Here is a 12,096-nt window from a genome sequence, read left to right as displayed (position 1 = left end):
CACGGAGTGCCTTGCCATGACTTCTGCCACCCCCGTCTCCCGCGCCGCATGGCTTGCGGCATTGCCGCTCGCCGCTGCGCTCGGCCCCTGCGCCAATGCCCAGCCTGCCGTCCCCGATATCGCCACGCTGACCGCGACCGAAGCCGTGCGGCAGTTGTGCGCCGGCGCCGTCACCAGCGAGCAATTGGTGTCGGCCTACCTCGCGCAGGCCAAGGCCAAGGCGAACCTCAACGCCTTCGTCACGCTCGACGAAGCCGGCGCCCTGGCAGCCGCGCGCGCCGCCGATGCACTGCGCAAGCGCGGCGGCGCGTGCACGCCGCTGGCCGGGCTGCCGGTGGCCATCAAAGACAACATCCAGGTGCGGGGCCTGCCCGCGACAGCCGGCACGCCCGCACTCAAGGGTTTCGTGCCGACCGCCGACGCGCCGGTGGTCGCCAGGCTGCGCGCGGCCGGCGCCGTCGTGCTCGGCAAGACGAACATGCACGAGCTGGCCTTCGGCGTCACCGGCTACAACCCCGCGTTCCAGACCGGCCCCGAGGTGGGCGTGCGCAATGCCTACGACCCGAGCCGCATCGCGGGCGGCTCGTCGTCGGGCAATGGCGCCGCGCTGGGCGCGCGCATGGCGCCGGCCGCGCTGGGCACCGACACGGGCGGGTCGGTGCGCATTCCGTGTGCGTTCAACGGCTGCGCGTCGCTGCGCCCCACGGTGGGGCGCTATCCGCAGCAAGGCATTGCGCCGATCTCGCACACGCGCGACACCGCAGGGCCGATGGCGCAATCGATGGCCGACGTGGCGCTGCTCGACAGCATCATTGCCGGCGGCGCTCCGCTGAAGCCGGCCGATCTGAAGCGGGTGCGGCTCGGCGTGGTGCCCGCCTTCCAGGCCGGCCTCGACACCGACACGCGCGCCGCCACCGACGCCGCTTTCGCGAAACTGCGCGCGGCCGGCGCCACGCTGGTGGACGTGGACATGCCGGGGCTGATGGAGCTCAACGGCGCGGTCGGCTTCCCGCTCGCGCTCTACGAGGCGTACGACGACATGGCGGCCTACCTCGCGAAGTACCGCACGGGCATCGACATCGCGCAGCTCACGGCCGGCATTGCGAGCCCCGACGTCAAGGGCACCTTCGAGGCCTTCGTTGTCCCGCGCAAGCTGCCCGCCGCCAGCGGCGTGGTCGACGCCAGGCCGGCCTACGAGCACGCGATGCACGTCGCTCGCCCCGCGCTGCGCAAGCTCTACCGCGACACCTTCGCGAAGCACAGGCTCGATGCGCTGGTGTTCCCGACGGTGCCCGGCGTGGCGCTGGCCGCGGCGCCCGAAGCCAGCAGCCCCGAGAACTTCGGCGCGCTGATCCGAAACACCGACCCCGGCAGCAACGCCGGCATTCCGGGCGTGCAGCTGCCCTCCGGCCTTGGCGCCACCAGCGGCCTGCCCGTGGGCCTGGAGCTGGACGGGCCGGCCGGCAGCGACCGCAGGCTGCTGGCCGTGGGCCTCGCGGTGGAAAAAGTACTGGGCCGCCTGCCGGCGCCGAAGTAAGCGCGCCGGGTCAGCGCGCGGGCGGCGCCACCCAGCCTGCCAGCGCCGAGCGGCGCTCGATGCCCAGCTTGTCGAAGATGCGCCGCAGGTAGGTCCGCACGGTCGGCACGCCCACTGCGAGGCGACGCGCGATCTCCTTGTCGGTGAGCCCTTCGCGCACGCAGCGGGCCACTTCCTGCTCGCGTGCGCTGAGCAAAGTCCATGCGGCGGGCGCGGGCACTGCCGCGGCCGAAGCCGCCGCGCGCTGCGCCCGTTGCAGGGCGCCCGCGAACGCCGGCTCGATCAGGTCCAGCAGCGCCTTCTCGTGATCGCCGAAATCGCCGCGGCCCTTGCGGCGCCAGATGCGCAGGTCGCCCAGTGCGCGCCCGCCCTCGAAGGCGTGCAGGTTCATGCCCCAGTGCAGCCCGTCGCGCGCGAGAAAGTCGTTGAAGAAGGGGGTGCGCATCAGTTCGCGCTGCGGCATCACCTCCGTCACGCGCGTGGCGCGGCGGCGCGACTGCAGCACGAAGGTGATCGGGTCGTGGTGCTGATGCCATTGCGCGTAGCGGTCGAGGTTGGCAGGGTCCATGTGCAGCGCCACGCGCGCGCCGAAGCTGCCGCTCCCGGCATCCCACACGAAGGAGGCGAACTGGTCCGCGTGCAGCAGGTTGAGCAGGGCCCGGCCCAGATGCTCGCGAATCTCCCGCTCGCCGTGGTCGTCTTCCGCCAGCAGCGCGAAAACGCCGCGCAGGGCGTGCTGTTCAGTGCCTGTGAGGTACATCGCCGGTTTTCTCGATGGGGTCGTTGCAACGCTAGGGTCTGTCATCAATCAAACGCCCTCGCGCTGGCCCCGCCATGCGGTGGATGTGCGGAGGGCGGCGCGGCCCATGGCCACCCATGGGCAAGCCGGCCGATAAAGCAGACGCCGTATGGCGGGGCCAGCCCGGAGGGAACCCCGCGAGGGCGTTTGATTGATGACAGACCCTAGCGTCCAGCAAGCGCCGCGCCAAGGGTGAATGCCCGCAGGAACCCCGCGCGGCAGAGCAAACGCGCCCGATCGACCCGTTTCGGGGCTTGCCCTGTCGGCACCCGGGCCGCGAGGTGTTCCAATAGCGGTCTCCATGAGCGCCATCGATCCCACCACCGGACCTTGCCCCTGCGGCCGCACCGACCGCCGCGACAAGCCCATCGGCTACGCCCTGTGCTGCGGCCGCTACCTCGACGATTTCCAGAATACGCCCGCGCCCGACGCCGAATCGCTGATGCGCTCGCGCTATTCGGCCTTCGTGCTGGAGCGCGGCGACTACCTGCTCGCCACCTGGCATGCGTCGAAGCGGCCGGCCTCGATCGAGTTCGAGCCGGGCGTCAAATGGCTGGGGCTGGACATCCGCTCGCGCTCGGTGCTCGACGCGGACCATGCCGAGATCGAATTCGTCGCGCGCCAGCGCAGCGCGGCCACGGGCGCCGCCACGCGCCTGCACGAGCGCAGCCGCTTCGTGCGCGAGGACGGGCGCTGGTACTACCTGGACGGCGACCTGCAGCAGCCCCTGGGTTGACGCGCCGGGCGCAGGCCCGCACAATCGGCCCCGCTCCGGGGTGTACGCATGTGGCGTGCTGAGATGGCAAAGCAGCCGACCCGCGAACTTGATCCGGGTCATACCGGCGTAAGAAGAGCTGCACTCCCTGGCTTCGGTCCGTCACTCCCCCTTCCGTGACGGGTTTCTCCAAAGCCCACCGAGCGATTGCGGAGCACCCTTTCCTCAACAAGGAGTGCCTGCCATGAATGCCCCCGACAAGTTCACCTCGCTGCTTTCGCTCACGCGCGAGCCCTTTCCCGCGTCGCACAAGTGCCTGATCCCGGGCAGCCGGCCCGACCTGAACGTGCCCGTGCGAGACGTGCTGCTGACCAACGGCGAGACCGTGTCGCTCTACGACACCTCCGGCCCGTACACCGATGCCAAGGTCGAGATCGACGTGCGCCGCGGCCTGCCTGGCGTGCGCGATGCATGGATCGCCGAGCGCAACGACACCGAGATCTACGAAGGCCGTTCGCACCAGGCGCTCGACGAAGGCCTGAAGCATGCGCATGACCACGACGCCCAGCGCCTGGCCGAACTGCGCGCTGGAGCTTCCGCATTGCAGCGCACGCCGCGCCGCGCCAAGTCGGGTGCCAATGTCACGCAGATGCACTACGCGCGCCGCGGCATCGTCACGCCCGAGATGGAATACGTGGCATTGCGCGAGAACGGCAAGCGCGAGTGGATGGCCGAGTACCTCGCCAACGAGGCGCGCGCGAAGCGCGTCGCCGGCAACCCGATGGGCGCGCAGATTCCGCGCATCATCACGCCCGAGTTCGTGCGCGACGAGGTGGCGCGCGGCCGCGCCATCATTCCGGCCAACATCAACCACCCCGAAGTCGAGCCGATGGCCATCGGCCGCAACTTCAAGGTCAAGATCAACGCCAACATCGGCAACTCCGCCGTCACGTCGAGCATCGAGGAAGAGGTCGAGAAGCTCGTGTGGGCGATCCGCTGGGGCGCCGACAACGTGATGGATCTTTCGACCGGCAAGAACATCCACACCACGCGCGACTGGATCGTGCGCAACTCGCCGGTGCCCATCGGCACCGTGCCGATCTACCAGGCGCTCGAGAAGGTGGGCGGCGTGGCCGAGGACCTGACCTGGGAGATCTTCCGCGACACGCTGATCGAGCAGGCGGAGCAGGGCATCGACTACTTCACCATCCACGCGGGCGTGCGGCTGCCGTTCATCCACCTGACGGCCGACCGCATGACCGGCATCGTCTCGCGCGGCGGTTCGATCATGGCCAAGTGGTGCATCGCGCACCACAAGGAGAGCTTCCTGTACGAGCGCTTCGAGGACATCTGCGACATCATGAAGGCGTACGACGTGAGCTTCTCGCTGGGCGACGGACTGCGGCCGGGCTCGGGCGCCGATGCCAACGACGAAGCGCAGTTCGCCGAGCTGCGTACGCTGGGCGAGCTCACGCAGGTCGCATGGAAGCACGACGTGCAGACCATGATCGAAGGCCCGGGCCACGTGCCGATGCACATGATCCAGGCCAACATGGACGAGCAGATCAAGCACTGCCACGAGGCGCCGTTCTATACGCTCGGCCCGCTGACCATCGACATCGCGCCGGGCTACGACCACATCTCGAGCGCCATCGGCGCCGCGATGATCGGCTGGGCCGGCACCGCGATGCTTTGCTACGTGACGCCCAAGGAACACCTGGGGCTGCCCGACCGCGACGACGTGAAGCAGGGGATCATTGCGTACAAGATCGCCGCGCATGCGGCCGACGTGGCAAAGGGCCATCCGGGCGCACGCTCGCGCGACGACGCGCTGAGCAAGGCGCGCTTCGAGTTCCGCTGGCAGGACCAGTTCAACCTGGGCCTCGATCCGGACACGGCGCGCGAATTCCATGACGAGACGCTGCCGAAGGACTCCAGCAAGGTCGCTCACTTCTGCTCGATGTGCGGCCCGAAGTTCTGCTCGATGAAGATCACGCAGGAGGTCCGAGAGTACGCCGCGAAGAAGGGCGTGGCCGAGGCCGAGGCCCTGGCCGACGGGATGGAGCAGAAGTCCAGGGAATTCATGGCGGGCGGGGGCGAAATCTACATCCCGATCAAGCCGGCGGCCTGAGCGCGCCCGGGGTCGTTGCTACCATGGGGAACTCCCCCGAACCCTGCAGCGCAATGACCCCCTTCCCCTTCTCCGCAGTTCTCTTCGACTGCGACGGCGTTCTCGTCGATTCCGAACCCATCACCAACCGCGTGCTCGCAGAAATGCTCGGCGAGCTCGGTTGGCACATCACCACCGAAGAGTCGATGAACACCTTCACCGGCAAGGCCGTGAAGGACGAAGCCGCCCTCATCGAATCGAAGACGGGCTTCGCCATCACCGCCGAGTGGCTGAAGGCGTTCCGGGCGCGTCGCAACGAAGCCCTCGAACGCACTCTCACGGCGATACCCAACGCCCCTGCGGCCATCCGGGACATCCATGCGAGGCTCAAGGGCCGCATTGCCTGTGCCTCGGGTGCCGACCGCCACAAGGTCGAGCTGCAGCTGGCCAAGGTCGGCCTGCTCGACTGTTTCGAGGGCCGCATCTTCAGCGGCCACGAGATGCCGCGCTCCAAGCCGCATCCCGATGTCTACCTCGCCGCCGCTGAAGCCCTCGGGGTCGATCCGAAGCGCTGCGCCATCGTCGAAGACACCGTCACCGGTGCGATGGCGGGCGTGGCCGCCGGTGCCACGGTGTTCGGCTACAGCACGGGCGAATCGGGCCACAGCGGCCCCGGCCCGTTGCTGAGCGTGGGCGCGGTCAAGGTGTTCAGCGACATGGCCGAACTGCCGGCGCTGCTTTCGGGCTATGGCCTGCAGGCGGCCTGAGTTTCTGGTGGAATGAAGGGCATGAATTCCGAATACAAGACCGAGCAGCCCGATCGCAGCGAAATCGATGCACTCAGCGGCCCCGCCGTGGTCGAGTTCGGCACCAACTGGTGCGGCATCTGCAAGGCCGCGCAGCCGAACATCGCCGAGGCCTTTGCCAAGTACCCGGGCGTGCGCCGCATCAAGGTGGAAGACGGAAGCGGCCGCCCGCTGGGCCGCTCGTTCAACGTGCGGCTCTGGCCCACGCTGGTGTTCATGCGTGACGGCAAGGAAGTCGCGAAGCTGGTGCGTCCGGAAGACAGCCAGTCGATTGCCGACGCACTCGCGCTGATCGACGCCCCAGCCGCCTGAGCACGGCAGGGGCCGCCTACAGCCCCTGCTGCCGGAAGTCGCGCGGCGCGTGCCCTGTCCATTGCAGGAATGCGCGCGAAAAACTCTTCTCGTTGCGAAACCCCACCGCCAGCGCCACCTGCTTGATGGGGCGCGTCGTGCGCCGCAACTGTTCCACGGCGACCTCGTGGCGCACCTCGTTCTTGAGCACCTGCAGCGACGTGCCTTCCTCGTGCAGCTGCCGGTGCAGCGTGCGGCTCGACACGTTGAGCAGCGCAGCCAGCGCCTCGGCCGTGGTGGCCTCGCTCGCACGCGAACGCAGCAGCTCGCGCACGCGCTGGCCCAGCAGGCGGTCGCGCCGGTACTGCAGGATGGTCAGTGGCAGCGCCCGCTTGAGCATGGTGCGCAGCGCGCGTTCGTCGCGCTGCAGCGGCAGGGCGAGGTAGCGTTCGTCGAAGCTGATGCCGGCCTTGGGCGCGTCGAAGCGAACCTCGGGCGTGAACATCGGCGCGTAGGCGTCGCGGTGCGGCGGCGCGGCAAATGGAAAGGTCGCGCTGCGCAGCGAGATGCGCGAGTCGATGGCCCAGCACATGTAGCCGTGCATGAAGCGCAGGCTGGTCACGAGGCAGAACTCGCGGAAGGCATCGTCGAGCGGGCGGTTCTCGGTGATGCGCAAGGTGGCCACGCCGCCCGCCACCTCGAGCGCCAGGCCGATGTCCTCGGTCAGCAGCCGGTGGTGGCGGCACCAGCGCTTGATGGCCACGCCCAGGTCGGGCGAGGTCAGCGAGGCACGGCACAGCATGCCGTAGCTGCCCCAGGGCAGGCGCCGCGAGAACCAGCCCAGCGCCTCGTCGTCGAGCTCCTGCATGGCATGGCCCGACAGCGCCTCGAACTGCGCGGCCGTGACCCGCGCGCCCGGGCGGGCCAGATCGCGCGGCGTGATCTGTGCCGCTTTCAGGGCCTCGGCCGGGTCCTTGCCGTAGCGCTCGTAGCCCTGCACGATGGCTCGCACGAAGGCCATCGGCGTGACGGCGCGGGCAGGTCTCAGGAAGGACGGGGACGACATGGATATGCGGATCGGGCGTGGCGCAATTTGCAACCATTGTGGCGCCAATTGCGAAACAGCGAGGCGTAAGCTGCGATCTTTCGCAAGCGCCATCCAGCGCGGGTAGCACTGCGCAGACCCTTCAGAGGAGACAAGACACATGCACGATCCCGGCCTGAACTTCGACCTGGGCGAGGACATCGACTCGCTGCGCAGCGCGATCCAGGACTTCGCCGCCCACGAGATCGCACCCCGCGCCGCCGCCATCGACCGCGACAACCTGTTCCCGCACGACCTCTGGCAGAAGCTCGGCGAGCTCGGCCTGCACGGCATGACGGTGAAGGAAGAGTACGGTGGCACCGAGCTGGGCTACCTGGCGCACATCGTGGCGATGGAAGAGGTCTCGCGCGCCTCGGCCTCGGTGGGCCTGTCGTACGGCGCGCACTCCAACCTGTGCGTGAACCAGATCCACCGCAACGGCAGCGAGGCGCAGAAGAAAAAGTACCTGCCCAGGCTGGTGAGCGGCGAGCACGTCGGCGCGCTGGCCATGAGCGAGCCCAACGCCGGCTCCGACGTGGTGAGCATGAAGCTCAAGGCCGAGAAGAAAAACGGCTACTACGTGCTCAACGGCGGCAAGATGTGGATCACCAACGGCGGCGACGCCGACACGCTGGTCATCTACGCCAAGACCGAACCCGAGATGGGCGCGCGCGGCATGACGGCCTTCATCGTCGAAAAGAACTTCAAAGGTTTTTCGGCCGGCACCAAGCTCGACAAGCTCGGCATGCGCGGCTCCAACACCTTCCCGCTGTTCTTCGACAACTGCGAAGTGCCCGAAGAGAACGTGCTCGGCGGCGAAGGCATGGGCGCGAAGGTGCTGATGAGCGGCCTCGACTACGAACGCGCAGTGCTCTCGGGCGGCCCGCTCGGCATCATGGCCGCGTGCATGGACGCGGTGCTGCCCTTCATCCACGAGCGCAAGCAGTTCGGCCAGAGCATCGGCGAGTTCCAGCTCATGCAGGGCAAGCTGGCGGACATGTATTCGACGTGGCAGGCCACGCGCGCCTACGTGTATGCCGTGGGCAAGGCCTGCGACCGCAACGACCATGCGCGCACCTTCCGCAAGGACGCGGCCGGCGCCATCCTGTACTCGGCCGAGAAGGCCACGTGGATGGCCGGCGAGGCGATCCAGGCGCTGGGCGGCGTGGGATACACGAAGGAGTTTCCGGTGGAACGGCTGTGGCGCGATGCCAAGCTGTACGAGATCGGGGCCGGCACCAGCGAGATCCGACGCATGCTGATCGGGCGCGAGCTGTTTTCGGAAACGGCCTAGGATGTTTTTCTCCTTCCCCCTCTGGGGGAGGGCGGGGGTGGGGGCAAGCGGCGTTCGATGAGGCACTGCACCGAACAGGCGCCGCGAGCCCCCATCCCAGCCTTCCCCCAGAGGGGGAAGGAGCAAGACAAACGGAGACAAGGAAATGAACATGACTGCAGCACTGACCGAGAGCTACGGCAAGGGCGCCGCCGACGTCCCCCTCATCGAACAACCCATCGGCGACTTCTTCGACGACATGGTTGCGAAGCAGCCCGACCGCGAGGCGCTCGTCAGCCGCCATGAAGGCCAGCGCTTCACCTACCGCGAGCTGCAGACCGAATCGAACCGCCTCGCCGGCGCCTTGCTGAACCTCGGCCTCGCCCCCGGCGACCGTGTCGGCATCTGGTCGCACAACAACGTCGCGTGGGTGCTGATGCAGATCGCCACCGCCAAGGTCGGCCTGATCCTCGTCAACATCAACCCCGCCTACCGGACCTCCGAGCTCGAATACGCGCTCAACAAGGTCGGCTGCAAGGCGCTGGTGACGATGGCGCAGTTCAAGACCAGCGACTACCTCGGCATGCTGCGCGAACTCGGCCCCCAGCGCCTGCCGCAATTGCTGCACACCTTCTGGATCGACAAGCCCGGCCAGGGTGACGAGCAGCCCGGCATGCAGCGCTTCTCGCAGCTGCTCGCGAGCGGCGATGCCGCCGATCCGCGCGTGGGACAGGTGCAGAAGACGCTCAAAGCCACCGATCCGATCAACATCCAGTTCACCAGCGGCACCACGGGCTTTCCAAAGGGCGCGACGCTCACGCATCGCAACATCCTGAACAACGGCTTCTTCATCGGCGAGTGCATGAAGCTGTCGCCCGTCGACAGGCTGTGCATTCCGGTGCCGCTCTATCACTGCTTCGGCATGGTGCTGGGCAACCTCGCCTGCCTCACGCACGGCTCGGCCATCGTGTACCCGAACGACGGCTTCGACCCGCTCACCGTGCTCGAGACGGTGCAGGCCGAGAAGTGCACCGGCCTGCACGGCGTGCCCACGATGTTCATCGCCGAGCTCGACCATCCGCGCTTCAAGGAGTTCGACCTGTCCACGCTGCGCACCGGCATCATGGCCGGCTCGCCGTGCCCGATCGAGGTGATGAAGCGCGTGGTCAGCGAGATGCACCTGAGCGAAATCACCATCGCCTACGGCATGACCGAGACCAGCCCCGTGAGCTGCCAGAGCAGCACCGACACGCCGCTGGACCGCCGCGTGTCGACCGTGGGCACCGTGCAGCCGCACCTCGAAGTGAAGATCGTCGACGCCGAGACCGGCGAAATCATGCCGGTCGGAAAATCGGGCGAGCTCTGCACGCGCGGCTACTCGGTGATGCACGGCTACTGGGAAGACGAGCCGAAGACCCGCGAGGCGATCGATGCCGAGCACTGGATGCACACCGGCGACCTGGCCACCATGGACGCCGAGGGCTACGTCAACATCGTCGGCCGCATCAAGGACCTCGTGATCCGCGGCGGCGAGAACATCTACCCGCGCGAGATCGAGGAATTCTTGTACCGCCACCCCAAGGTGCAGGACGTGCAGGTGGTCGGCCTGCCCGATAAAAAGTACGGCGAAGAACTCTGCGCCTGGATCATCGTCAAGCCCGGCCAGACCGCAACCGACACCGAGATCCGCGATTTCTGCAAGGGCCAGATCGCGCACTACAAGGTGCCGAAGTACATCCAGTTCGTCACCGAGTTCCCGATGACGGTGACCGGCAAGATCCAGAAATTCAAGATCCGCGATGCCATGACCGAGCAACTCGGCCTCAGCCAAGAAAAGACAGCATGAGCCAACTCGAAACCAAACTGAATGCCCGTTCGGCCGACTTCCAGGCCAATGCCGCAGCGATGCGCGCGCTGGTCGACGACCTGCGCCAGCAGTTCGCCAAAGTGGAGCAAGGCGGCGGCGAGGCAGCGCGCGCCAAGCACACGTCGCGCGGCAAGCTGCTGCCGCGCGACCGCGTCGCCGAGCTGCTCGACCCGGGCACGCCCTTCCTCGAGATCGCGCCGCTGGCCGCGCATGCGATGTACCTTGACGCCAAGGGCGCCGAATCGGCGCCGGGCGCCGGCCTCATCGCGGGCATCGGCCGCGTGAACGGGGTCGACTGCATGATCGTGTGCAACGACGCGACGGTGAAAGGCGGCACCTACTACCCCATGACCGTCAAGAAGCACCTGCGCGCACAGGAGATCGCCGAGCAGAACCGCCTGCCGTGCATCTACCTCGTCGACTCGGGCGGCGCCAACCTGCCGAACCAGGACGAGGTGTTCCCGGACCGCGACCATTTCGGCCGCATCTTCTTCAACCAGGCCAACATGAGCGCCCAGGGCATTCCGCAGATCGCGGTGGTCATGGGCTCGTGCACGGCCGGCGGCGCCTACGTGCCGGCGATGAGCGACGAATCGATCATCGTGAAGAACCAGGGCACCATCTTCCTGGGCGGCCCGCCGCTCGTGAAGGCTGCCACCGGCGAGGTCGTGACGGCCGAAGACCTGGGCGGCGGCGACGTGCACACGCGGCTGTCGGGCGTGGTCGACCACCTCGCACAGAACGACCTGCATGCACTGGCGCTCGCGCGCTCGGCGGTGGCCAACCTCAATGCGAAGGCCGCGGCGGCAACGCCGGCGAACACCCCGGTGCGCGCACCTGCATTCCCGCGCGAAGAACTCTATGGCGTGATCCCCACCGACACGCGCAAGCCCTTCGACGTGCGCGAGATCATTGCGCGCATCGTCGACGGCAGCGAGTTCCACGAGTTCAAGGCGCGCTTCGGCGCCACCCTGGTCTGCGGCTTCGCCGAGATCGAGGGCATGCCCGTGGGCATCGTTGCCAACAACGGCATCCTGTTCAGCGAATCGGCGCAGAAGGGCGCGCACTTCATCGAACTGTGCTGCCAGCGCAAGATCCCGCTGGTGTTCCTGCAGAACATCACCGGCTTCATGGTGGGCCGCAAGTACGAGAACGAAGGCATTGCGCGCCACGGCGCCAAGATGGTGACGGCCGTGGCCACCGCCAACGTGCCCAAGTTCACGATCATCATCGGCGGCAGCTTCGGCGCCGGCAACTACGGCATGTGCGGCCGCGCCTACAGCCCGCGCTTCCTCTGGATGTGGCCCAACGCACGCATCAGCGTGATGGGCGGCGAGCAGGCCGCGAGCGTGCTGGCCACGGTGAAGCGCGACGGCATCGAATTGAAGGGCGGCAGCTGGAGCAAGGAAGAGGAAGAGGCCTTCAAGGCGCCGATCCGCCAGCAGTACGAAGACCAGGGCCACCCGTACTACGCGACGGCGCGGCTGTGGGATGACGGGATCATCGATCCGGCGGACACGCGGCGGGTGCTGGCGCTCGGTCTTGCCGCTGCACGCAACGCGCCCATTCCAGAGCCGAAGTTCGGCATCTTCCGCATGTGACGAGGGACGCGGC

General features: G+C 67.8%; 10 protein-coding genes. 8 read left to right on the top strand and 2 right to left on the bottom strand.

Annotation, left to right across the window (positions count from 1 at the left end; all coding sequences use genetic code 11):
- Nucleotides 1–16 precede the first annotated feature (16 nt).
- The gene (gene iaaH / locus ACEN9N_RS21300) at nt 17–1,537 is read left to right on the top strand and encodes an indoleacetamide hydrolase (protein WP_495654465.1); all 1,521 of its coding nucleotides are present in this window, start codon (nt 17–19) and stop codon (nt 1,535–1,537) included.
- A 10-nt stretch (nt 1,538–1,547) separates the two neighbouring features.
- Here iaaH and ACEN9N_RS21295 read toward each other — a convergent pair whose 3' ends face one another.
- Complete coding sequence (locus tag ACEN9N_RS21295) at nt 1,548–2,297, bottom strand: helix-turn-helix transcriptional regulator (RefSeq protein WP_495654464.1); 750 nt, start codon at nt 2,295–2,297, stop codon at nt 1,548–1,550.
- A 340-nt stretch (nt 2,298–2,637) separates the two neighbouring features.
- Here ACEN9N_RS21295 and ACEN9N_RS21290 point away from each other — a divergent pair, with 340 nt between their 5' ends.
- The 4 genes from ACEN9N_RS21290 (at nt 2,638) to ACEN9N_RS21275 (ending at nt 6,279) form a co-directional block, all read left to right on the top strand.
- A complete protein-coding gene (locus tag ACEN9N_RS21290; RefSeq protein ID WP_007827801.1) occupies nt 2,638–3,072 on the top strand; it encodes a YchJ family protein in 435 nt (144 codons plus the stop codon).
- 223 nt (nt 3,073–3,295) lie between these two features.
- Nucleotides 3,296–5,182 (top strand): phosphomethylpyrimidine synthase ThiC, encoded by a 1,887-nt coding sequence (gene thiC / locus ACEN9N_RS21285; protein ID WP_007827808.1) that lies wholly within the window; start codon nt 3,296–3,298, stop codon nt 5,180–5,182.
- A 53-nt stretch (nt 5,183–5,235) separates the two neighbouring features.
- Nucleotides 5,236–5,928, top strand: a complete 693-nt coding sequence (locus ACEN9N_RS21280; RefSeq protein ID WP_413315554.1) for an HAD family hydrolase — start codon at nt 5,236–5,238, stop codon at nt 5,926–5,928.
- 21 nt (nt 5,929–5,949) lie between these two features.
- On the top strand, nt 5,950–6,279 hold the full coding sequence (locus ACEN9N_RS21275; protein ID WP_495654463.1) for a thioredoxin family protein: 330 nt from the start codon (nt 5,950–5,952) through the stop codon (nt 6,277–6,279).
- Between the two features lie 16 nt (nt 6,280–6,295).
- Here the strand turns inward: ACEN9N_RS21275 and ACEN9N_RS21270 are convergent, their stop codons facing one another.
- Nucleotides 6,296–7,324 (bottom strand): AraC family transcriptional regulator, encoded by a 1,029-nt coding sequence (locus ACEN9N_RS21270; RefSeq protein WP_413315552.1) that lies wholly within the window; start codon nt 7,322–7,324, stop codon nt 6,296–6,298.
- A gap of 139 nt (nt 7,325–7,463) precedes the next feature.
- Between ACEN9N_RS21270 and ACEN9N_RS21265 the strand changes: the two genes are divergently transcribed.
- The 3 genes from ACEN9N_RS21265 (at nt 7,464) to ACEN9N_RS21255 (ending at nt 12,083) form a co-directional block, all read left to right on the top strand.
- Nucleotides 7,464–8,636 carry an isovaleryl-CoA dehydrogenase gene (locus ACEN9N_RS21265; RefSeq protein WP_007827817.1) on the top strand — a complete coding sequence of 391 codons (1,173 nt, stop codon included), beginning with the start codon at nt 7,464–7,466 and terminating at the stop codon, nt 8,634–8,636.
- 145 nt (nt 8,637–8,781) lie between these two features.
- Nucleotides 8,782–10,461, top strand: coding sequence for an AMP-binding protein (locus ACEN9N_RS21260; RefSeq protein ID WP_495654462.1), 1,680 nt, complete (start codon nt 8,782–8,784; stop codon nt 10,459–10,461).
- The gene (locus ACEN9N_RS21255) at nt 10,458–12,083 is read left to right on the top strand and encodes a carboxyl transferase domain-containing protein (protein ID WP_413315889.1); all 1,626 of its coding nucleotides are present in this window, start codon (nt 10,458–10,460) and stop codon (nt 12,081–12,083) included. The genes ACEN9N_RS21260 and ACEN9N_RS21255 overlap by 4 nt, the downstream gene beginning before the upstream one ends.
- Nucleotides 12,084–12,096: the final 13 nt, after the last annotated feature.

Source organism: Variovorax sp. Varisp46 (assembly GCF_059491885.1).
This window is presented reverse-complemented; position numbering and strand designations above follow the sequence as displayed.

Bases quoted from the DNA above. Each gene is read 5' to 3' on its own strand.
- ACEN9N_RS21275 (WP_495654463.1), top strand. From the start codon at position 5,950: ATGAATTCCGAATACAAGACCGAGCAGCCCGATCGCAGCGAAATCGAT.
- ACEN9N_RS21280 (WP_413315554.1), top strand. From the start codon at position 5,236: ATGACCCCCTTCCCCTTCTCCGCAGTTCTCTTCGACTGCGACGGCGTT.
- ACEN9N_RS21260 (WP_495654462.1), top strand. From the start codon at position 8,782: ATGAACATGACTGCAGCACTGACCGAGAGCTACGGCAAGGGCGCCGCC.
- ACEN9N_RS21270 (WP_413315552.1), bottom strand. From the start codon at position 7,324: ATGTCGTCCCCGTCCTTCCTGAGACCTGCCCGCGCCGTCACGCCGATG.
- thiC (WP_007827808.1), top strand. From the start codon at position 3,296: ATGAATGCCCCCGACAAGTTCACCTCGCTGCTTTCGCTCACGCGCGAG.
- ACEN9N_RS21290 (WP_007827801.1), top strand. From the start codon at position 2,638: ATGAGCGCCATCGATCCCACCACCGGACCTTGCCCCTGCGGCCGCACC.
- iaaH (WP_495654465.1), top strand. From the start codon at position 17: ATGACTTCTGCCACCCCCGTCTCCCGCGCCGCATGGCTTGCGGCATTG.
- ACEN9N_RS21295 (WP_495654464.1), bottom strand. From the start codon at position 2,297: ATGTACCTCACAGGCACTGAACAGCACGCCCTGCGCGGCGTTTTCGCG.
- ACEN9N_RS21255 (WP_413315889.1), top strand. From the start codon at position 10,458: ATGAGCCAACTCGAAACCAAACTGAATGCCCGTTCGGCCGACTTCCAG.
- ACEN9N_RS21265 (WP_007827817.1), top strand. From the start codon at position 7,464: ATGCACGATCCCGGCCTGAACTTCGACCTGGGCGAGGACATCGACTCG.